The following is a 22,371-nucleotide window of genomic DNA, read 5'->3' on the forward strand; positions in this document are numbered from 1 at the left end:
TCAACCTGTCATGTAAAAAGAAACTGCCTGCAGCCCATGAAATTTCTGCTCGTCGAAGACAATCTGGACCTCGCGAATGCGATCAGCTCCCGCATGCGATTGGACGGTCATGTTGTTGATCATGCAGCAGATTTAGAGGATGCACGGGCCTTTGTGGCGACCGAGGAGTACGACCTGATCCTGTTGGATATCATGCTGCCGGATGGGGATGGTCGCGAGTTCCTCAGGCAGCACCGCGCCAGCCATCTGGACACTCCGGTCATCGTTCTGACCGCGCGCAGTCAGGTTTCGGATCGAATCGGTTCACTTGATCTTGGGGCGGACGACTATGTGACCAAACCCTTTGATCACGCAGAACTTGAAGCCCGCTGCCGCGCGGTTCTGCGGCGCAAATCCGGCAGCGCAAAATCTACGATCGAGATCGGTGGCATCGTCTTTGACCCCGTTGCGGGCCATTTGACGGTGGCTGGTGACACGGTGTCACTCCGCAATCGCGAGTTGCGGATGATCGAGTTGTTCATCAACGCACCGGGTCAGGTGTTTTCCAAGCAGAAACTGGCAGATCGGTTGTTTTCCTATGACGACACCGTTTCGGACAATGCGATTGAGGTCTATGTGGGCCGCCTGCGCAAACACCTTGAACGATCCGATATGAAGATCACCACGCTGCGCGGATTGGGATACAGGCTGGACCATGACGACTAGCCCAACCGTTTCAGGGTCACTGCGGAATCGCCTTGTGCTGACCCTGATCGGCGGGGCGGCTGTTCTGGCGATCCTGTTGTTTTTGACGGTTCGCAGCTATGCCGCGAAAGTCGCGCAGCAGGGTCAGGATGACATACTGAGGGCGTCTGTTACCTCGATCCTTGATGCCGCTGCGCTCAGGGATGGTCAGCTTGAGGTGGATATTCCCTATGCCGCATTCTCCATGCTCAGCACGCCGTCGGATGACCGGGTGTTTTATGCGATCTATCAGGATGGGGCATTCCTGTCCGGGTACGAAGATCTGGGCCTTGCAGCAGGTCCGGTTGGCGGCAGGCTGGCATTCGAAACCGGTGAGGTGCGGGGGGAGCGTGTCCGTCAGGTCAGCGCCAGACGAACTCTGGTCGGATTGGGTCGCCAGACCGAGATCGAGGTTGCGCTGGGCCAGACGCAGGACGCGTTGTCCGACACGCTGGATCAGATCTCGCGCAATGCGGCGTATCTGGGGATCGGTTTCTTTCTGCTGACCGCTGCCCTGTCGTTTTGGGTTACGTCCACAACGATTGGCCAGTTGAACAAGCTGACGAACTCGGTCACGCGCAGAGGGCCACAGGACTTGAGCCCATTCAAAAAACCGGTACCGAAAGAAATGGCGCCGCTGGTGATGTCGCTGAATTCGCTGATGGGGCGCTTGGATCAATCGCTCAGCCAGTCCGAGGACTTTATCGCCGAGGCCGCGCATCGGGTGCGAACTCCGCTTGCTACGGTCAGGTCTTACGCCGAAACGACCCTTCACCGCGTCGAGCGTGAGGAGAACCGCGAGGCCCTCAAAGCCATGGTCCGGGCCATCGATGAAAGCTCTCGCGCGGCGGGGCAGTTGCTGGATCATGCGATGATCACTTTTCGCGCGGATCATCTGGAGCGGGAAGAGATTGATTTGGTCATTCTGTGCCGCGACCTGGTGCAACGCTTGATCCCCATTGCCGAGATGAAGGAACTGACGCTGTCTCTGACCGGAGAGCCTTCGGTTCCTTATTCGGGCGATCCGATCCTGATCCAGAATGCGGTTCGCAATCTGATTGATAACGCGATGAAATACGCGCCCTCGGACAGCAAGGTCGAAATCAGCCTTCTTTTGCATCCGACGCCTCAGATTCAGGTGCGGGATGCAGGGCCCGGGTTTCCCCCGGACGAGATCGATACACTCACACGCCGCTTCGAACGCGGGCAGAATGCGACTGGTACCATCGGGTCCGGTCTGGGATTGACCATTGCGCTGGATGTGGCAACGGCGCATGGCGGCTCTCTGATCCTGCGAAACCGCAAAAAGGGGGGCGCATGCGTTACCTTATCGCTTTAGTGCTCTTGTTCTGTCCGCTGATCGGATGGGCCGACGACTGGGAGGACCGGCTTGTCTTTAATGAAGGGGCCGAGGGCCCGCGCCTTCGCGTAATCTCAAGCACGGATACGGTTCTGTTTGCCCCGGTGATCGAAGGGTTTGTGGCCGAAAACCCCCTGATTAGTGTCGAGTATCTTGTATCTGGCACGGCTGACATCAACCGGCGCGTCCGGGAGACGCCCGAGGCGTTCGATGTGATCATCTCTAGCGCGATGGATTTGCAGCTGAAACTGGCCAATGACGGGTTTGCCTTGCCGATAGATGACGTCCCGGTGCCAAGCTGGGCGCAGTGGCACCACAGCCTTTTTGCCTTTACCTCGGAACCCGCAACAATCGTGATCAACCGTACTGCGTTTGAAGGGCAGCCGGTCCCGCAGACCCGGCAGGGCTTGATCGAAGCCTTGCGCAAACGCCCCGAGGCGTTTCGGGGCAAGGTCGGCACCTATGACGTGCGCCAGTCCGGTCTTGGATACCTGTTCGCAACGCAGGACGCCCGGGCATCCGAGACCTATTGGCGACTGATGGAAGTGATGGGGAGCTTGGACGTTCGGCTCTATTGTTGTTCGGGCGATATGATCAACGACCTTGCAGATGGAACGATCCTGGTCGCGTACAACGTTCTGGGCAGCTATGCGGCCGTTCGGACCGAAGGCAAGGATGCGCTTGAGGTCGTTTTGCCAACCGACTTTCAGACAATCATGATGCGCACCGCGATGGTATCCCGTGCGACGGCTGAACCGAACGCGGCCGAAATGCTGTTACGTTACATTGTGGCCGAGCGGCCCGCGACCGAAGACACTAGCCCGCTGCCGTTACTGCAGTCAGGTGGAGCAAATGGGCGCGAGACGATCGGACTGAACCCTGCGCTGCTAACCTTTCTGGACGGGTTGAAGCGTACAAAATTCCTGTCTGCTTGGGAGGATGCGGTGATCCAATAGAACCCGCCGCCAAGGTGCACGCCTATATGTTGGCGGGATTTCCGTGCGAACATCCAATTGTCCCAATCAATTCCGTTTGCTAACGTCACTCTCGCGTCGGGGAGGGCGTGCAAACCCATATGTTGGATTACTCACATAACGCCTGGCTTGTGGCGGCGTCTCTCGCCGTTGCAATGATGGCCGGGTTCACCGGGCTTTACCTGACGCACGGCGCTTCGAAACTGGACGACCAGAGGCGCAAATTGGTGGTAGCGCTGGCTGCGATCATTCTGGGCGGCGGCATCTGGTCGATGCATTTTGTGGCGATGCTGGGCCTGCAGCTTCCGATCCTGTTCTACTATGACGCTTTAATCACGCTGATCTCTGCGCTTGTTGCGATCCTGATGGTGGGTCTGGCCTTGCTGATACTGCATTTCCGGCCCCGTACCATGGGGACTCTGGTCGCGGCGGGTGTGATCGTAGGCCTTGGTATTGTTGTGATGCACTATGTCGGCATGGCCGGGATGGAGCTGTGTCGCCCCGTCTACAACGTATGGGATGTAACGATCTCGACGGTGGCCTCTGTGGTCTTGTCGGTTCTGGCGATCTGGGTGGCTTACGACAATCGCACCCAACGCAACATCCTGCTGGGGACGGTGTGTTTTGGTTTGGCGGTTTTCACGATGCATTTCGTGGCCACCGGCCTGACTGATTTTGTAGCCACAGACAGTGCCGGAGGGGCCGGTCCGGCCCTGAACAATCAGGTTTTGGCGATGGGCGTCACCGTGGCGGTTTTTCTGATCTGCGGTGCGTTCCTGTTGACCGGTATCACCTTCATCGAACCCGCGCCGGCCACTGTCACGCCCGCGCCCGAGCCGGAACCCACCGTCTTGCGCGCAGGCGTCCCGTTTGAGCGTGAAGGCCAGACATTCTTTGCCGAACCCGCACGTCTAGCGGCGATACGTGCCGAGGGGCACTATACCGTCCTCTATATGGGCAGCGAAAAGCTGTTCTGTCCCTGGTCCATCACCGAGGCGGAAACACGACTGAAGCAAGACGGGTTTCTGAGGGCGCATCGCAGTTACCTTGTGAACCCCAAACACGTTTCAAGCTTTGAGCGGCACAAGGACAATGGCACCTGTTATTTCGACGGGGTGGATGCCCTGACCAAGGTACCGGTCAGCCGATCCCGTCTGACGGACATTCGCGAGGCGCTGGGCCTCTGATCGCAGTTCGTGCAGCTCATTCGCATTTCGTGAAACAAGCTGCGCCCCCCGTTCCCGTTGGCTGGATTGGCTGACCGGACCACTCTTTCCTTACGCTAGGTCCCCCAAGGCATACCGCTCGGACCCAGGGAGGAAAAACATGATACCAGCCGGTTTTGAGTATCACCGGCCAGGCGACATCGCCTCGGCCATTGGCATTTTGCAGGAACACGGGGATGAAGCGCGCGTGATCGCGGGCGGGCACAGCCTTATCCCGATGATGAAACTGCGCATGGCCGAGATGGGCCATCTGGTCGATTTGCAGGCCATTGACGAACTCAAGGGCATTGAGGTCGGAACCGACACCGTGACATTGGGCGCGATGGTGACGCAGCACGAATTGATCACCCATGACGGTTTGGCAGAGGCGATACCGTTGATCCGCGAAGCCGCGCTTCAGATCGCAGACCCGCAAGTGCGCTACATGGGCACCGTCGGCGGCAATGTCGCGAACGGCGATCCGGGCAATGACATGCCGGGGTTGATGCAATGCCTGAACGCCACGTTTGAGCTATCGGGCCCAGACGGCACCCGCAGTGTGGCGGCACGGGACTTCTATGAGGCCGCGTACTTCACCGCGCGCGAGGACGAAGAAATCCTGACCCGGATTTCGATCCCTGTTCCCGGTGCGGGCGTGGGTCAGGCCTATGAAAAGCAGAAACGCAAGATCGGCGACTACGCCACCGCCGCTGCGGCGGTGATGGTTGGCAACGGTCAGGCCTCGGTCGCGATGACCAATCTGGCAGATACGCCGATCTGGTCCGAAAGCGCCAGCAACGCGCTGGCCGATGGTGATATCAGCGGCTGCGTCACCGCGATGCTGAGCGCCATCGACCCGGTCGCCGACAATCGCGGCCCCGTCGAGTTCAAGAAACACGTCGCCGCCGTGATGCTGCGCCGCGCCATCGACCGTGCGCAAAGCCGCGCGGGTTGAGGGAGGAAATCATGTCAAAAATGCAAGTCAAACTCACCGTGAACGGTCGCGAGGTCGAAGGACTGGCCGAGCCGCGCACGCTGTTGATCCACTTCCTGCGGGAAGATCTGAAAATCACCGGTCCTCATATTGGTTGTGAAACCAGCCATTGCGGGGCCTGCACTGTGGATATCGACGGCAAATCCGTCAAATCCTGCACCACCTTCGTGGCGCAGGTGAACGGGGCCGATATCACCACCGTCGAAGGGCTGACCAATGACGATGGCAGCCTTGGCGTTCTGCAAGAGATGTTCCGCGAACATCACGGGCTGCAGTGCGGCTTCTGCACACCAGGGATGATCACCCGAGCGCATCGACTGTTGCAGGAAAACCCGAACCCGACCGAGGAAGAAATCCGCTTTGGTATGGCCGGCAACCTCTGCCGTTGCACCGGGTATCAGAACATCGTCAAGGCGATCTCGGCCTCGGCTGAGATGTTGAATGCACAGAAGGAGGCTGCGGAATGAACGATCAGACTCTGACCCCCGAAGAACGCGCCGCTAACCTCAAGGGGATGGGTTGCGCCCGTAAACGTGTCGAGGACGTGCGCTTTACCCAAGGCAAAGGCAACTATGTCGATGACATCAAACTGGACGGAATGCTGTTCGGCGCATTTGTCCGTTCGCCTTATGCTCACGCTCGCGTTGTCAGCGTGAACAAAGACGCCGCGCTGGCTGTGCCCGGTGTAATTGCCGTGTTGACGGCCGAGGATCTGGCGCCGCTGGGTCTGCATTGGATGCCGACGCTAGCGGGCGACAAGCAAATGGTGCTCGCCGATGGCAAGGTTCTGTTCCAGGGCCAGGAAGTCGCCTATGTCGTCGCCGAAAACCGCTACATCGCAGCGGATGCAGCAGAGTTGGTCGAGGTTGAGTACGAAGAACTGCCCGTCCTGACCGACCCGTTCGAGGCGCTGAAATCGGATATTGTCCTGCGTGAAGACCTTGCAGGTCAGACCGAAGGAGCCCATGGGCCGCGCAAGCATCACAATCACATCTTCACCTGGGAGCAGGGCGACAAAGACGCCACCGAAGCCGTTCTGGGCGAGGCTGATGTCGTGGCTGAAGAGATGGTTTATTACCACCGCACCCACCCATGTCCGTTGGAGACATGCGGCTGTGTTGCGTCTATGGACAAGGTGACCGGCAAGCTGACGCTTTATGGTACTTTTCAGGCCCCGCACGCGATCCGGACCGTTGTGTCGCTGATTTCGGGTTTGGCCGAGCACAACATCCGGGTGATCAGCCCCGATATTGGTGGCGGTTTCGGCAATAAGGTTGGAGCCTATGCGGGCTACGTCTGCTCGGTTGTCGCCTCGATTGTCACCGGCAAGCCGGTGAAATGGGTCGAAAACCGGATGGAAAACCTGATGTCCACCGCATTTGCCCGCGACTACTGGATGCAGGGCAAGATCGCCGCGACCAAGGATGGCAAGATCACTGGTCTTTGGTGTCATACAACGGCGGATCATGGTGGATTTGACGCCTGTGCTGACCCCACCAAGTTTCCAGCCGGTTTCATGAACATCTGCACAGGATCGTATGACATCCCGACCGCCTATCTGGCTGTGGACGGCGTCTACACCAACAAAGCGCCGGGTGGTGTGGCTTATCGCTGCTCGTTCCGTGTGACTGAGGCTGCCTATTTTATCGAACGGATGATCGAGGTTCTGGCCATCAAGCTGAACATGGACGCGGCAGAGCTGCGCCAAATCAACTTCATCAAGGCCGATCAGTTCCCGTATCAGTCCGCGCTGGGTTGGGAATATGACTCGGGCGACTATCACACCGCTTGGGACAAGGCCCTGAAAGCCGTAGATTATGACGGTCTGCGGGCGGAACAGGCGCAGCGGATCGAGGATTTCAAGGCCGGAAAGACCCGCAAACTTCTGGGGATCGGTCTGACGCATTTCACGGAAATCGTCGGCGCAGGACCCGTGAAGAATTGCGATATACTCGGGCTGGGGATGTTCGATAGCTGCGAGATTCGCATCCACCCGACGGGTTCCGCAATCGCGCGACTGGGGACGATCAGCCAGGGTCAGGGTCACGCCACGACCTTTGCCCAGATCATCGCCAGCGAGATCGGCCTGCCTGCCGATGACATCACGCTGGAAGAAGGCGACACTGATACCGCGCCATATGGGCTTGGCACCTATGGGTCTCGGTCTACGCCTGTTGCGGGTGCCGCGACAGCGATGGCCGCCCGCAAAATCCGCGCCAAGGCGCAGATGATCGCGGCCTACCTGCTCGAGGTTCATGACGATGATGTCGAATGGGACGTGGATCGGTTCTCGGTCAAAGGTGCGCCTGAGCGCTTCAAGACTATGAAGGAAATCGCCTTCGCCGCCTATAACCAGGCCATTCCAGGGCTAGAACCCGGCCTTGAGGCTGTCAGCTACTATGACCCGCCGAACATGACTTATCCGTTCGGAGCTTATATCTGCGTTATGGAGATCGACGTGGATACCGGCGAATGGGACGTTCGGCAGTTCTATGCGTTGGACGATTGCGGCACCCGGATCAACCCGATGATCATCGAAGGGCAGGTCCATGGTGGCGTGACCGAAGCGCTGGCCATCGCGATGGGTCAGGAAATCGCCTATGATGAGATGGGCAATGTGAAGACCGGCACCTTGATGGATTTCTTCCTGCCCACGGCATGGGAGACGCCCAACTACACCACCGACCACACGGTGACGCCGTCCCCGCATCACCCGATCGGTGCCAAAGGCGTTGGTGAAAGCCCAAATGTCGGCGGTGTGCCCGCGTTCTCGAACGCGGTGCATGATGCCTTCCGCCCATTTGGCTTGGTTCAGAGCCACATGCCGCATGACCACTGGCGCATCTGGAAGATCGCCAACGGTCTGGGAATGCACGGCTAACAGGAAAAGCCGCCGCGCTGGAATACGGCGCGGCGGCAATCCGGGAGAATGGCATGAGCTTGCAGGACACTCAGCAGGGCCTCGCCGAGGTGGGCTATGTTGCCGACGACCGTTTGGCGATGGCGTTGCATCTGGCCCAGACACTGGGGCGTCCGCTGCTGCTGGAAGGCCCGGCAGGGGTCGGCAAAACCGAGGTCGCAAAGGCGTTGGCCGCCCAGCGCGCCGCGCGGTTAATCCGGTTGCAATGTTATGAAGGGCTGGACGCCAGCCATGCGATTTATGAGTGGAACTACCAGCGCCAGTTATTGGCCATCCGTGCAAGCGAGGCGCAGGGCGGCACCAGCGAGGCGCAGCTTTTCACCGATGATTACCTGCTCAAGCGACCTTTGCTGGAGGCAATCAGCGAAGAAGAGCCGCCTGTTCTGCTGATAGATGAAATCGACCGCGCGGATGAGGAGTTTGAGGCTTACCTGCTTGAGATCCTATCTGACTTTCAGATCACCATTCCGGAACTCGGCACCATCAAAGCGCGGTCGCGGCCCATTGTGATCCTGACGGCAAACGGGACACGGGACCTGTCGGACGCGCTGCGGCGTCGGTGCCTGTATAGTTTCCTCGACTACCCGTCGCGTGAAACGGAAATGGCGATCCTGAAAGCCCGAATGCCCGAAGTCGAAGGGCTGTTGGCGCGTCAAATTATTGGCGTTGTGCAGGCATTGCGAAAAGAGGATTTGGAGAAGACGCCCGGCATTGCCGAGATGCTCGACTGGGCGGCGGCCCTTTCGGGATTGGGTGTCAACGACATGGCGCAATCCCGCGACGAGGTTCAGGCGACGCTTGTCTGCCTTCTGAAAACCGCAGCCGACTATGATGCTGCCCCGCCCGAAGTGATGGATCGCCTGATTGGAAAGGTGGCGTGATGCAAGTCACTCGATTCCCCTCTCGCGCGTCTGGTTTGGCGGATCGCATTTCCGGCTTCATCGCGCATTTGCGTATGAACGGACTGCGCGTCGGGCCGGCTGAAACCGGGGATGCATTGGCTGCTTTGGCGGCGATTGAGGCGACGGATGTCAGACAGGCCCAGCAGGCACTTTGCGTGTTGCTGGCGGGCGACGCCGACGATTGGCGGCGGTTCGATGAACTGTTCGAAGCCTATTGGTTCAACACCGGCAAGCAACGCACGGGAACCGCCCAAACGGCGCATGTGCGGGTTCAATCCGCCAAGCCGATGATCTGGCAGCAGGAAAGCCAGGATACTCAGGAATCCGAGACCGGTACGGATCAGGCCGCCACACCTGATTCCGGCGACGGGGAGGCCGTGGGGAGAGACGGGAAGCTGATCGCAACCCGTACGGCCAACCTGTCGCGCCGGGATTTGCGCGAGTTGATGGACGAAGACGCCCTGCGGCAGGCCGAGCAAGCCGCGACAGCCATCGCGCGCGCTATTCGCGATCGACGCTCGCGCAGACGTAAACAGGCGCTGCGAGGGCCTGCATTGGATATGCGTCGCATTCAGCGCGCCAGTCTTGCGCGGGGCGGAGAACCGATGGACCTGTACCGCCGTGCGCGCCCACCGCGCCCTATGCGGATCGTGGCCTTGTGTGACGTGAGTGGGTCCATGACGGTCTATTCGCGTGTCTTTTTGGCCTTCCTCAAAGGTCTGATCGGCAGTGGAACAGAGGCGGACGCCTATTTGTTCCACACGCGCCTAATGCGCGTCACGGATGCGCTGCGTGACCATGATTCATTGCGTGCGGCGGGGCGGCTTTCGCTGATGGCCGAAGGGTTCGGCGGTGGTACGGATATCTCGGGCAGCCTTGAGAGCTTTCTGAACGGATACGGCGCGCGCGCGCTGAACGGTCGTACTATCGTGCTGATCTTGTCAGATGGATATTGCAGTTCCGACCCGCAGGCGCTGGGCGATGTGCTGGCGCGTATCCAGCGTAAGGCGCGCCGGATCGTATGGCTGAACCCGCTGAAAGGCTGGCGCGACTACCAACCCATTGCCGCCGCAATGCAGGCCGCGGAACCGCATCTGGATGCGCACCTGCCCGCCAACACGCTTGAGGCGTTGGCGGCGCTGGAACCGCAATTCGGTAAGCTGTGAAAGGAGCCCGCATGGCTAGTTTCGACATATTCGATACAATTGAGCAGCTGCGCAAAACCGACGAAGCCTTCTGTGTCGCCACAGTACTGCGCACAGCGGACGCGACCTCGGCCAAGGCTGGGGGCAAGGCTGCAATCGCCAGGGATGGGCGGATACTTGGCCATCTGGGCGGTGCTTGCGTTCAACGTGCGGTGCGCGCCTCTGCCCAGCAGGCGCTCGCCAGCGGCACCCCGCAGATGATCCGGGTCAAACCTTCGGAAAAGGTGGTGAATATGACCGATCCTGACGGTGTTCAGACATTCAAAAGCGGATGCCCGTCCGGTGGTACGGTCGATCTGTTGGTCGAGCCATATCAACACGCGCCGCGTCTAGTGATTTTTGGCGAGTCGCCGATTGCGACCGCGCTGGCGGCACATGGGGCACTGGCCGGCTTCCGGGTACTTCTGAGCGACGCGGCCGAGGCGGACGGTGACCTTCAGCGTTTCAAGATCGAAGACACTGCAGATTTAGGGATCGAACCACGCGACTTCGTTGTCGTCGCGTCTCAAGGCAAGGGCGACGCCGCGGCCTTGACTGCCGCCCTTAAGACTGATGCAGACCGCGTGTCGATGGTCGCCAGTCGCCGCAAAGCCGAGACGCTGACCGCCAAGTTGATAACGCACGGCATAGACCCGATCCGCGCTGCACGTCTGAAATCACCTGCGGGGCTGAATATTAACGCCATCGATCCGCATGAGATTGCCGTGTCCATCCTGGCCGAGCTTGTGTTGTGGCGAAACAGTGACAAATCCAAAACGGAGTCCCATGATGAGGAATGTGCTTAAGCGTTTGCGGTCCCTGTGGCCCGCGCGTCCCGAACAAACCCTGGAAGAGGCGACAGAAACGGCGCTTCTGGTTTACCCAAGATGCTGTTGAGCAAAGGAAAGACAAATGGAACTGAGTGACGAAGTCCGCATCGCTGCGCCGCGGGATGTGGTGTACAAGGCCCTGAACGATCCGGAAATCCTGCAGGAGTGTATTCCGGGCTGTGAAGAGTTGATCCAGAACTCACCCGAAGACCTTGAGGCCAAGGTGGTTCTCAAGATCGGGCCGGTCAAAGCGCGGTTTGCCGGTGCTGTGACATTGGACAACACCAACGCGCCGGATGGGTTTTCGCTGACGGGTGAGGGCAAAGGCGGCGCAGCCGGTTTCGCAAAGGGCGGTGCCGATGTGACGCTGGCCGAAGATGGGGACGAGACTATCCTGACCTATACCGCCAAAGTCGAAGTGGGCGGCAAGATCGCCCAGCTGGGCAGCCGCCTGATCGCGGGCACCGCCAAAAAGCTTTCGGGCAAGTTCTTTACCCGCTTTGGCGAGGTTGTGTCCGAGCAATCGGTAAGCTGACACCAGTACGTTTTGTGCCGACCAAAAAAGCGCCTCCGTTCCGGGTCGAACGGAGGCGCTTTTGGTTCAAGAACTGGTCTAAGACCGCAAGCTGTCCAGATACTCTGGCAACCACAAAACGATTTGGGGAAAGACAACCAGAATCGCGACCGCCAGCAGCATGAGCAGGAAGAAGGGCAGCGCAGCTTTTGCAATATCCCCCATCCGTTCGCCCGTCAGCCCCTGAAGCACAAACAGGTTAAAACCCAAGGGTGGCGTGACGAGGCCGGTCTCGACCATGATGACCAGAAAGATGCCGTACCAGATCGGGTCGAACCCGGCCTGCACGACGATGGGCAGCGTGATTGGCAGAGTCATGACCGCAATCGAAATTCCGTCCAGAAAGAACCCCAGCACTATGTAGAACAGCGCCAACAGGGTGATCAGAAGGATCGGGTTGGTTCCCAGCGCGCCAATGGCCTCCGCGACGTTCTGCGGCAGGTGCAGGTACCCCATGGCCGAGCTGAGAAAGCTGGCCGCGATCAATATCGAACAGATCATGCAGGATGTCAGGGTCGCGCTTTTTGCGCTTTCTACCAGCAGTTTCCACCTCAGCTGACCTAGAAACGCAACAACCAGTACGGCCCCTGCAACACCGACGGCAGCTGCCTCGGATGGTGTGGCAAGACCGGAATAAATGCCGCCCAGCACCAAAACCATAAGGAACAGGATAGGAGCCAGATCCAGCAGGTGCGAGAAGGTCTCTTTCAGGCTGCTACCGATGCGAACCGAAGGCGCGACCGACGGATCACGGAAGTACCGGAACGCGATATAGCTGGAAAACAGCAGGCTGATCAGCAAGCCGGGCAGAATCCCAGCGGCAAACAGTTTGACGATCGACTGTTCCGCCAGAACGCCATAGATGATCAACATAATCGAGGGTGGGATCAACAGGCCCAGACTGCCCGACGCAGCCAGCGATCCGATCGCCAGCGACCGGTCAAAGCCCTGTTCCTGCAGGGTCGGCAGAGTGATGCGCCCGACGGTCGCGGTGGTGGCCGAGCTGGACCCGGACACGGCGGCAAACAGCGTGCAGCCCAGAACGTTCGAATGCAGCAAGCCGCCAGGCACACGGCCCAGAACCGGACGAAGACCGCTGAAGATACGCGCCGAAATGTCAGAGCGGAATATGATCTCACCCATGAATATGAACAAAGGTATGGCTACCAATTCCCATTTCATGGCGCTGGTCAGAATGACCTTCGAGGCGATCGATCCAACCCGCATTACTGGGAAATCGAGGATGAAGATCAGGCTCAGCGATGCGACCGCGATCAAGGCCGAGAAAATCCAGACGCCGGCGCCCAGAAAAAAGAAAAGCAGAAGCAAGACAACCAGTCCGATCAGCAACGGATCCATCAGTGACCTCCTCCCAGTTGCAAGCGGTCGAAATCGAAGAGCACATCGAGCAGACGGACCAGCAGCGTCAGGATGAATACGCTGAGGCCCAGCAACACGACGGCCTCGGGGATCCAGAGCGGAACCTGGGCCACGGTTTCACTGACCGCGCCGCGTTTGATGTTGCGTGTGATGCTGCGCAGAACCAACCAGGCGATCCCGCAGGACACGGTAAGCGTTGTGAGGATTGCGAACAGTTCAAGCAAGCGTTGCACTTGTTTCGGGGCTTTGCTGAACAGCAGGCTGACCCGGATGATCGACCCGCTGGACAGCGCCTGTGCCAATGCCAAAAAGGTCATCGCAGCAATCCCATACGCCGCAAACTCATCCAGAACATGGGTGGATGTGCTGAAAAGCGCCCGCAAAGTGATTTCAAGCAGGATGTGAAGGGTGATCACCACCATCACCAGCGCCGCGGCACCTGCAGCCATATTGGCGATAAAGGCATTGGTCGCCCTAATTTTGTTGAGCATCATTATCTCCGGTCAACACACAAAGCCCCGCCCCACCCGGCCGGATGGGACAGGGCGCTGAAGGCTTTGTCGTCTGTCGGATTAGCCGCCGACCTTTGCGTTGTACGCTTCCAGAATGGCGGCGCCTTCGTCGCCATAGCGTTCCAGCCAGACTTCAACGCCTGCCTGACCAGCGGTGCGCAGCTTTTCAAGGAAGGCAGGGTCCAGATCCTCGATAACAGTCACGCCCTGGCTGCGGGCGCGTTCAAAGTTGGAAGCCACCCGCGGTTCAACAATCTTCCACTGGTTTTCCATGACCTCGGCCGCGGCTTCCATGACTGCGGCGCGCTGTTCGTCTGTCAGTGCGTTCAGAACGTCATTGTTGATTGTGGCGATGTTCAGAGGAGTGCCGATTGCGATCGGCATATAGTGGTCCAGCAGATCGGGGAATTGCACTGAAAGACCCGCCTCAGCCGAGGTCAAAACAGCATCAATGCCGCCGGTCGAAAGCTGAGGAACCACGTCGGCCCAAGACAGTTGAACCGGAGCGGCACCAGCAGTGGTCAGGGTGACCGTTCCCAATTGGTCGTATGTACGGATTTTCAGGTCGGCCAAGGATGCGTCGTCAACCACAGCCTTGTTGGCCCAGATGCCAGCGGGCGGCCAGGGCGATGCCCACAGCAGGGTCTGGTTGTTGTCGGCCAGAACGGCTTCGTACTGCGGGCGTGCAACTTCGAACAGGGCGCGTGCTTGCGAGAAATCCTCGGTCACGAAGGGAAGGCCGGACAGTTGGAAAATCGGGTGGATGCCTGCGATTGGCCCGGTGAAGGTGTCGGCCAGCGGCACAGCGCCATCAGCAACGGCGTCCAGCTGGTCCTTGGACCGGAAGCCCAGCGAGGCACCAAAGTGCAGCGTGATCTCGATCTCGCCATCAGTCTTTTCGTTGACCAGTTCTGCAAACAGACGGTCGCCTTCTGCGTGGATCGACTTGTCACTGTATTCGTTGGCCATGTCCCATTTGATGGACTGTGCAAAAGCTTCGGTGCCGGCAACCAGCCCTGTTGCCAAGGCCAGGGTTGTGAGAATGCGCATGGTGTTTCCTCCTGTGAGTTGGCTTTGCAGGCGTGCGTTCGTCCCGACATTTTCCCGATCACAAAACGTTGCTTCCCCTTTTGATCTTGTCTGTCTCCGCGCGTGCGCATCTGTATTTCAGGCAAGCCCGGTTTCCTTGGGTCAGCAGGGCTGCGACCTTCAGAAACAAATTTAGTGATCGTTAACTCACCTTGTAAAACGCAGCTGATCTGAAAATCAATATTTTTTATTTCCACACGCAAATTTGAGTTAAAACATGCGCCTTCTGCTCAAAAAAAGAGCGGCAAGCATGTTGAAGTTACAGGTTGGATTTAGAAGGGAAACATCCCGTCGAGGATGGCGCGGAAGCAAAAGGGTGGGCGATTTCTTTTGCTGAAACACGTACCTGTCCCGGAAGCTCTATATGCAGAGCCTCCGGGAGTTTTTGCAGTCTGCTTCGCCTGCTCTATGCGCTGCAAGCGCACTTTTGCCATTTCCAGATCGGCACAAGTGGCAGCTAAAAGTGCTGAACCAAGACTGATACTTTTCGGGGATATGGTGCCCAGGAGAGGATCGTTCATGACTTAACTATCAAACTTTATCAAGTACTTAGGGGGATAACAATTTCAATTGTGGACTTTTTTGTGGACCTACGAGCGTCGAAGTTGATGTGGGAACAGAACGAAGCGTCTGGAACTGCGAGTTGGAGGAGAATTGGCGGAGTTGCATCCTAAACACATCCTAACATTTCTGGGTTGAACGCACTTCTGAGACCTGCTTCGCTGACAAGGAGAAATTTAGGCGAGGAAACATGGTATTTCAGGCAGACGATAGACTCGAAAAGATTAAAGAAATTATTGAAAACGAAGACCCAATCGGACACGAGAAGTTATTCTACCATGGTAAGGCTCGGCGTCTTCCGATCTACGAACTGCCGTTAGATTGTTTGATTTTCAACCGTCATAACGGTCGTATTGAGAGTGAGATGCTCACCTGGCAGCACGAACACGATCTCGGCCCTAATGAATACAACGACGAAATTCATGAACTAATTGAGAATTTCCTTTGGACTTCTAGCCGAGAAAGAAATGAACACACAAAGCTAGATATCCAGCGTAAGGGACAGCTCAGGCCGGGGATTGTCAGCCTCGACGGAGTAATCATAGACGGAAACCGACGAGCGATGCTTCTTGGCCGCATTGGCGGAGGCCTGAAGTTTGATGCGGTGGTCTTGAAAGACAGGTACTACGCGAACGAAAAAGAGATAATCAAGCTCGAAACAGAATACCAAATAGGTGAAGATTCGAAGGTCGAATACGGTCCTCTAGAAAAGTATTTGAAGGTCAAACGTTTAAAGCAACACAACTACACAGACGATGAAATCCGTCAGATGATGGGTGGGATTACAAAAGGTGAGTTGGCTCGTCGCGTTGGAACAATGAAGCTGATGGACGATTATCTAGAGCACATCCAATGCCCAGGTCTGTATAATCTCTTGAAGGAAAGAGACGGAACTAAAGAGGGTATGTTGGTGGACCTATATTCAGACCTGAAACGGATTTCTGATGGTCGTGCTGGCTTAACTTGGACCCCGGACGACGTCGATTTGATTGATCTCAAAACGATCCAGTTCGACTACTTGAGGTATGGAACAGGATTGTTCAATTCAGGTAAGGACTACAGAAAGATTTCTCATGATGGCAAAGGAGAAAAGAGCTTCTTCGCCAAAGAGGAAATTTGGAACGATTTCCGCGATAGGCATTACGAAAACGTCCATCCAATTAACGACGAGATTGGCAGTGTCGAGGACTATATCTCAGAAAACCCTGATCTGGTAAGCCGAGCGCAAGCAGCCCAGCGCAGAGACAGTGAATGGAAAAGCAAAGCTCGGGGCCAAATGCTTGGCAACTTCAATCGATCCAACAACTCCCTGGCTGCTGAAATTAGCGCTGATGAACCCCGTGAATTGCTCTACCGCGCCCTTAGTGCATTGAGAAGGGTGGACTACACAGAGGCCAGTTTTCTCGAGGATTCCAGCAACTTTGATATGGTACGAGAAATCAATAGTTTGACGTATGAGATGCAAAAACGCCTGAAGAAATCCGAATCCCACTAATGCCGCGTGTTATTGAAATTCACTTTGATGAGCAAAACGAGGTTCTGGCGATCGCGGCTGACCCAGATGAGCTCTATGGCCACCCCGTATTTGCTGCTTACCTTCGAAGCGTGGATGCGACACGAGGTTCGGATCAAGTAACTTTTCACGCCACAAAAGATGAGCTGCCTAAGCGACTAGAAAACATACAAAAACTTGCTAAACGCACCAAGTTTGAAATCTCTGGGATTGAGTCCGAGGGTCTTTTGGGGCGTGTACATCAAGAGAGGAGAGCATTTGAGGAGTTCGCCGCAGAAGCTGAAGCAATATGGAACGATCAGTTCGATCCGAAAAAGTTGCAAGAATTTGCTGAGGCTGTGAAGTCCCTATGTCCTGGACGAACTCTTTACCCGAGACAGTTATTGTCTGCGTTCCACCTGGCCTTCTCTCAAAACGCTTGTAACTTTTCTGTGCCAGGCGCCGGAAAGACGACTGTGGTACTAGCGGCCTATGCTTATTTGAAATCACTTCCATCCGACGACGTTAGAAAGGTGGACCACTTGATGGTGGTGGGGCCCCTATCTTCGTTTAAGGCATGGGAAGACGAATTTCAGTCGTTGTTTCTTCATGCACCGAAATCTAAGAGGATATCCGGCGCAATCAGTCAATTTGACAAGGCAGCCTATTTACGGAGTCTCGAATACACGGAACTAGATACAGAAGTGTCTCTTACCACCTACTCCAGTCTAGCTTCTAACTTAGGTGAGTTTGTTGGTTTTGTTGGGTCTTCTCAGAGGAAAGTGATGTTGGTGCTTGATGAGGCACACTACATCAAACGCACCGATGGTGTTTGGAGCAACGCGGCACTCCAGTTAGCACCGTTAAGCGTTTCACGGGTGGCGCTTACAGGTACACCTGCACCAAACGGATACGAGGATTTGAAAAACCTTTTCCGATTCATTTACCCAAATAGAGACTTGGTTGGCTTCCCAGTTGCTGCACTAAAAAACATGACAGAGGGAGCAAATCCTGGTGGAGTGGAAACTCTAACTCGCAAAATAAAGCCGTTTTATACGAGGATAAGAAAGTCAGACTTAGGTCTTCCAGCTGCCGAAGATCATTTGGTTGAGATCGAAATGAGCGCCAACCATGAGCGAATCTATAGGGCGATCGAAAACGTAATTGTGCCGCTACTCGAACAAGACCACACCGGTAGCATAGGTACATCGAGTCTGGTCCGGGCTCGAATGATGAGATTGAGACAAGCGGCAGTGAACCCCTCGCTACTTTTGCGGCCTTTAACCGATGAAGGGATGCTAGACCTATTCAGCGACGGAAATTTCACAATTTCTGAATTGGAGATTGCAAGACTGGTAAAAGACTTTAGGCCTCATACGGATTTGAACAGGTTGAATGCAGTCAAGCAACTGGTTCAAGACTTAGTTGGCGAACGCGGAAAGGTACTCATTTGGTCCTACTTCCTCGGAAATCTCGATCTTTTGAAATCGGAGTTGTCTCTAGCCGCAGAGTTTGTCGAAGTTATTACCGGGGCCACACCAACCAATGGTGATGATTGGGATGATGAAGATATCGACTCGGCTGAAACACGTGAGAAAATAATTGATAGATTTCATAGGGCTGGAGAATCTTCAATATTGATCGCTAACCCTCAAGCAGTTGGGGAATCTATCTCGCTACACAAGGCTTGCAGAACTTCAATATACTTTGATCGCGACTTTAACGCCGGAAAGTTCATCCAGTCTAAGGACAGAATTCACCGTTACAATCCAAACCCAATTGGTGAAGTTGATCACTTCTTTCTGCAGTCGCCTGGTACGATTGACGCCACAATAGCTAGACGCCTTTTCGAGAAAGAGCAACGGCTGGCCAGTCTAGTTGACAGTGAAGCAATCCCACTTTTCAGTTTGATAGATGGCGATAGCGCAAGAGCTCAAGACATTGCAGCAATAATAGAAGACTATGAACAGCGTAAGTCGTAGTAGAGGCCTATTGGCCCGAGATGACGTAACAAAGCTTGTTCAATTGTGCGGAAGCCAGCTATGGCGCATTGATAATTTAGTGGGCGTCGCGTCTTTCCAGCTCAACTGCTCATCTGTTGTCTGCAAAAATACTGTACTTTTCTTAACTGAGATCGGGTTTCTGGCTTACGATGAAAAAGACAACTACTACGCCAAAGAGACTGTCAAAGAAACTTATCAGATCGAGGATTCTCTCAGAGATTTGGTGCTGAACAGTTTTCTAAAATTGTTTGAGGCAGAAATAAAACCGACTTCCTTCAAGTTTGACCCTACAGACAAAAGACTGCTGATAAATCGTCTTTTAGTGCCCGGAAGGGACATGGATTATCCTTACGCTCTTCTTGAGTTTCGAATTTTTGAGCGAGTAACGACAGAGGATAAACACTGGAGGATTTCCAGTGACTCAGAGAGGAGATTTCAAGAGCTTCTGCGATCCCAAAGTCGCCATAATAGTAAGAAAATGCTTACTTTAGAGGGCCTTAAGAAGAAACTTTTGCAACAGGAAGTGGTTGGCCAAATCGCGGAAGAATGGGTGGTAGAGTATGAAAAATCCAGGTTGGATGGTCATCCTCTGGGCGAGCTGATCGAGAAGATTTCAGACACTGATGTGGCTGCTGGTTTCGACATCAGGTCATTTGATTCTTTGGAAAGCGCTGTCCCCTCCAGGCACATAGAAGTGAAGAGCTACCACGGAGAATTGGAGTTTCATTGGTCGGAGAATGAAATAGACGCCGCAAAAAGGCTCGGCACAAGTTACTGGATATACTTGGTCGATAGATCGGAATTGGGTGATGCCAACTACAAACCGATCCAAATTTGCGATCCTTGGAGCTACTTTTTTCGACGAAAACCGGTCGGTTGGTCGAGTTCACCAACTTCGTTCAAGTTTACCAAGAGTCTTGACGGCTCTTGAGCTTGAAACCCCTACTTTGCGGCGGGACAATAATAAGCAATAAACCCCCCTCTTTTTTGAAAGCGACGCAACGACCCCTACACCCCTTAATTTTGCTGCCGATAGAGCTTGCCTCAGTGTCAGCTCCTCAGGGTGGCGGATTTGTCTGTCCATGGAGTCGGTTTTCACTTTTGGCAGGCACTCTGCCTCGACTCCTTATAACCTAATGGCAGACAAGGAGGTTACCACCATGTTGATAGGATACGCCAGGACATCGACCCTGGAGCAGAATGCTGGCTTAGAGGCACAAAGAGAGTCACTTGAGGCCATTGGCTGCGAACGTCTGTATGAGGAGCAAACCAGCTCTGTGGCTTTTAGAGAAGCGCTCAAGGCCGCTATGGACTATGCACGTGAAGGGGACACTTTGATCGTTACAAAACTAGATCGCTTGGCCCGATCGGTTAGGCATTTGGGCGAGATCGTTGAGAAGCTAGAAGCCAAAGGCGTTGGTCTTCGAGTACTCGACCTTGGGCTCGATACTTCGAATGCGACAGGAAAGCTGATGCTCAACGTGCTTGGGTCAGTGGCTCAATTCGAGAGGGAGATAATGCTGGAAAGACAAAAAGAAGGCATAGCTAAGGCTCGTGAAATGGGTAGGTACAAAGGCAGGAAGCCGATTGCCAAAGCTAAAAAGGCGGAAGTCACCAAGTTACTCTCAGAAGGGGAGACTAAGACAAGAATTGCTGCCCGATGCGGCATCTCTGAGCGAACAGTCTACAGAATCGCTTCAGAGAAAAGACCGATATTTAGTACATCACACCTGTCAAACGCCTAAATACTGTGGAAAGGTGGTGCTGAAATAGCTAGACAGCTTATGCATCAGCACCATCAAAATGGATGCCTTAAATTGTGATCGCAAATCGCGGACTTTTTCCTGCATCAGATCTTGAAATCTAAAGGGACATATGCGATTCATAACAAAAAAGGTGTGAGGAACATGCGGGCAATCGACTTATACTCAGGCATCGGTGGTTGGACTCTCGGTCTAAAGTTGGCTGGCATTGACGTCGTTCGTTCATACGAATGGTGGCAGCCCGCGTTAGACACCCATAACAATAACCACAACACCAGCCTCAAAGCGATTGATGTCCGAAAGTTGGAGCTTTCCGATCTACCTAAGGACATTGACGTTGTTGTTGGAAGTCCCCCATGCACCCAGTTTTCCTATTCCAACAGAGGCGGTAGCGGTGACGTAGAAGATGGTCTCGTCGATCTGGTCAAGTTCTTCAGCATTGTAAGTCACTTGAAGCCAAAATTTTGGGCAATGGAGAATGTTCCGCGAGTGGCGAAAGTACTTCAACAAGGGTTTTCAGACCCAAGTCACGTTCTCTACCGTTTCAAAGACTTGAACCCAAATGTGGGCGTCATTGACCTTTCTGATTTTGGTTGTCCCCAAGCCAGACGTCGTTGCATTGCTACCAACATTCGCATTGACAGTATTTCAAACTACACTGACTCCCTCCAGCGAAGAACGCTCGGAGACGTGATTACAGCCTTGGCAGAAGGCGGCAAAACGATCGACCCCATTTGGGGCGTAACCCTAAAATCTAGTGAAGTTACGGAAACTGAAAAAGAGGCTTGTCTGAGCGATGAGGAGCTCCGCTTAAATAGGGACTCTAAAGTCTTTCATCCTGTTTACAACAACATGTCGTTCCCAGACAGGTTAGATTTCCCTTCACGAACGGTTACAGCAACTTGTACTAGAGTGTCTCGTGAGAGCATCGTTGTTGAAGATCAAAAGCAGCCAGGGCACTTCCGACGGTTAACAATTCGTGAACGTGCGACACTTCAGGGTTTTCCATTAACATATCAGTTCTATGGCAGATCATTCGCGGAAAAAGCGAAGATGATCGGAAATGCCATTCCGCCGACCTTCACTTATGTTTTGGCCAGCTCAATAATGGGGGTCGATCCAGCTGATATTCGGCCTCACTTCGCCTTTGGTGACCAGCTCGTTCTTCCAACGAAAAAAAGTGAGGTTACTAAGCCGGATAGTGTTGGTCGCTCCTACCCACTTAAGCGTAGGTTCCGGGCTGCAATTCCAAACCTTAGGTTTAAAAGCGGTATGCGTGTCGAATTGGCCAATCGCTTTTCAGAAAATGGGGTAGACTGGGACCTGCGTTTTTACTCAGGAGACTCAAAAAACATTCAAACTCATCTTCTTGATCAAAGTCATCGTGATGTTGCGCTTGCCTGTCCGAAACTCTCCAAAGTGCTAAAGAGCATTGATGTATATAGCGAAAACCTGAAGCTTCTTGTTGATACAACCTCCCAGGAAGAGCTCCAAGCAATTTGGACTAGAAGGTCGTCTGGAAAAGGGCCTTTTGTTTGGGTTGATAGAATTGGTGAGTTGGCAGATCAAACACACTCGATGCTCTTGCACCACTTCGAGGAGGAGGAGTTAGGCTCGGTTGTATTCAAATTTCTAGGACAGGCTTCTAACTCAGATAAGAAGGGTAACGAGGCCAAAATAAAGGCGAATGCATCTAGAATAGCTTCGGGCATCCTCGTTGGAATTTGGTTCAATAACTATCTAAAAACGGCTTCACTAGCTGAGGCAGCGTAGGAGCGTCGCCAACCAAAAGTGGTACTGGGTGATACGGAAAATCGGCATCCTATTCGCCTATTGCTACTGAAATATGTAAACCTAAGAGTCGGTAAAATACTCAAGCGTTAGCGCTTCGGTTTGGTTCATTTG

General features: G+C 54.8%; 19 protein-coding genes. 16 read left to right on the forward strand and 3 right to left on the reverse strand.

Going from position 1 to position 22,371, the window contains the following annotated elements; genetic code table 11:
* The first annotated feature begins 36 nt into the window (after positions 1-36).
* The 11 genes from ACR0MV_RS16900 to ACR0MV_RS16950 all read left to right on the forward strand — a co-directional run bounded on the left by ACR0MV_RS16900 (position 37) and on the right by ACR0MV_RS16950 (position 11,627).
* On the forward strand, positions 37-705 hold the full coding sequence (locus ACR0MV_RS16900; protein WP_480702948.1) for a response regulator transcription factor: 669 nt from the start codon (positions 37-39) through the stop codon (positions 703-705).
* Positions 695-2,062, forward strand: coding sequence for a sensor histidine kinase (locus ACR0MV_RS16905; RefSeq protein ID WP_480702949.1), 1,368 nt, complete (start codon positions 695-697; stop codon positions 2,060-2,062). Before ACR0MV_RS16900 ends, ACR0MV_RS16905 begins: the two co-directional genes overlap by 11 nt.
* Positions 2,041-3,039 carry an ABC transporter substrate-binding protein gene (locus ACR0MV_RS16910; protein ID WP_480702950.1) on the forward strand — a complete coding sequence of 333 codons (999 nt, stop codon included), beginning with the start codon at positions 2,041-2,043 and terminating at the stop codon, positions 3,037-3,039. Before ACR0MV_RS16905 ends, ACR0MV_RS16910 begins: the two co-directional genes overlap by 22 nt.
* Positions 3,040-3,158: 119 nt before the next feature.
* On the forward strand, positions 3,159-4,244 hold the full coding sequence (locus ACR0MV_RS16915; RefSeq protein ID WP_480703002.1) for an MHYT domain-containing protein: 1,086 nt from the start codon (positions 3,159-3,161) through the stop codon (positions 4,242-4,244).
* A 139-nt stretch (positions 4,245-4,383) separates the two neighbouring features.
* Positions 4,384-5,217, forward strand: a complete 834-nt coding sequence (locus tag ACR0MV_RS16920) for an FAD binding domain-containing protein (protein WP_170426403.1) — start codon at positions 4,384-4,386, stop codon at positions 5,215-5,217.
* Positions 5,218-5,228: 11 nt separating this feature from the next.
* Positions 5,229-5,723, forward strand: a complete 495-nt coding sequence (locus ACR0MV_RS16925) for a (2Fe-2S)-binding protein (protein WP_170426404.1) — start codon at positions 5,229-5,231, stop codon at positions 5,721-5,723.
* On the forward strand, positions 5,720-8,137 hold the full coding sequence (locus tag ACR0MV_RS16930) for an aerobic carbon-monoxide dehydrogenase large subunit (protein ID WP_170426405.1): 2,418 nt from the start codon (positions 5,720-5,722) through the stop codon (positions 8,135-8,137). The genes ACR0MV_RS16925 and ACR0MV_RS16930 overlap by 4 nt, the downstream gene beginning before the upstream one ends.
* Before the next feature lie 53 nt (positions 8,138-8,190).
* A complete protein-coding gene (locus tag ACR0MV_RS16935) occupies positions 8,191-9,057 on the forward strand; it encodes an AAA family ATPase (protein WP_480702951.1) in 867 nt (288 codons plus the stop codon).
* Positions 9,057-10,244, forward strand: coding sequence for a vWA domain-containing protein (locus tag ACR0MV_RS16940; RefSeq protein ID WP_480702953.1), 1,188 nt, complete (start codon positions 9,057-9,059; stop codon positions 10,242-10,244). The genes ACR0MV_RS16935 and ACR0MV_RS16940 overlap by 1 nt, the downstream gene beginning before the upstream one ends.
* 11 nt (positions 10,245-10,255) lie before the next feature.
* Positions 10,256-11,068 (forward strand): XdhC family protein, encoded by an 813-nt coding sequence (locus ACR0MV_RS16945; protein ID WP_475200667.1) that lies wholly within the window; start codon positions 10,256-10,258, stop codon positions 11,066-11,068.
* Positions 11,069-11,174: 106 nt separating this feature from the next.
* On the forward strand, positions 11,175-11,627 hold the full coding sequence (locus ACR0MV_RS16950; protein WP_480702954.1) for an SRPBCC family protein: 453 nt from the start codon (positions 11,175-11,177) through the stop codon (positions 11,625-11,627).
* A 78-nt stretch (positions 11,628-11,705) separates the two neighbouring features.
* Here ACR0MV_RS16950 and ACR0MV_RS16955 read toward each other — a convergent pair whose 3' ends face one another.
* The 3 genes from ACR0MV_RS16955 to ACR0MV_RS16965 all read right to left on the reverse strand — a co-directional run bounded on the left by ACR0MV_RS16955 (position 11,706) and on the right by ACR0MV_RS16965 (position 14,608).
* Positions 11,706-13,025 (reverse strand): TRAP transporter large permease, encoded by a 1,320-nt coding sequence (locus ACR0MV_RS16955; RefSeq protein ID WP_480702955.1) that lies wholly within the window; start codon positions 13,023-13,025, stop codon positions 11,706-11,708.
* Positions 13,025-13,537 carry a TRAP transporter small permease subunit gene (locus tag ACR0MV_RS16960; RefSeq protein WP_480702956.1) on the reverse strand — a complete coding sequence of 171 codons (513 nt, stop codon included), beginning with the start codon at positions 13,535-13,537 and terminating at the stop codon, positions 13,025-13,027. The genes ACR0MV_RS16955 and ACR0MV_RS16960 overlap by 1 nt, the downstream gene beginning before the upstream one ends.
* Positions 13,538-13,618: 81 nt before the next feature.
* Complete coding sequence (locus tag ACR0MV_RS16965) at positions 13,619-14,608, reverse strand: TRAP transporter substrate-binding protein (protein WP_170426412.1); 990 nt, start codon at positions 14,606-14,608, stop codon at positions 13,619-13,621.
* Positions 14,609-15,398: 790 nt separating this feature from the next.
* Between ACR0MV_RS16965 and ACR0MV_RS16970 the strand changes: the two genes are divergently transcribed.
* The 5 genes from ACR0MV_RS16970 (at position 15,399) to ACR0MV_RS16990 (ending at position 22,239) form a co-directional block, all read left to right on the forward strand.
* Positions 15,399-16,703 carry a hypothetical protein gene (locus tag ACR0MV_RS16970; RefSeq protein ID WP_480702957.1) on the forward strand — a complete coding sequence of 435 codons (1,305 nt, stop codon included), beginning with the start codon at positions 15,399-15,401 and terminating at the stop codon, positions 16,701-16,703.
* Complete coding sequence (locus ACR0MV_RS16975) at positions 16,703-18,682, forward strand: DEAD/DEAH box helicase (RefSeq protein WP_480702958.1); 1,980 nt, start codon at positions 16,703-16,705, stop codon at positions 18,680-18,682. Before ACR0MV_RS16970 ends, ACR0MV_RS16975 begins: the two co-directional genes overlap by 1 nt.
* A gap of 10 nt (positions 18,683-18,692) precedes the next feature.
* The gene (locus ACR0MV_RS16980; protein WP_480702959.1) at positions 18,693-19,634 is read left to right on the forward strand and encodes a protein NO VEIN domain-containing protein; all 942 of its coding nucleotides are present in this window, start codon (positions 18,693-18,695) and stop codon (positions 19,632-19,634) included.
* A gap of 229 nt (positions 19,635-19,863) precedes the next feature.
* A complete protein-coding gene (locus ACR0MV_RS16985; protein ID WP_480702960.1) occupies positions 19,864-20,448 on the forward strand; it encodes a recombinase family protein in 585 nt (194 codons plus the stop codon).
* A 162-nt stretch (positions 20,449-20,610) separates the two neighbouring features.
* The gene (locus tag ACR0MV_RS16990; RefSeq protein WP_480702962.1) at positions 20,611-22,239 is read left to right on the forward strand and encodes a DNA cytosine methyltransferase; all 1,629 of its coding nucleotides are present in this window, start codon (positions 20,611-20,613) and stop codon (positions 22,237-22,239) included.
* The last annotated feature ends 132 nt before the right edge of the window (positions 22,240-22,371 follow it).

The organism is Ruegeria sp. BC3 (assembly GCF_056539265.1).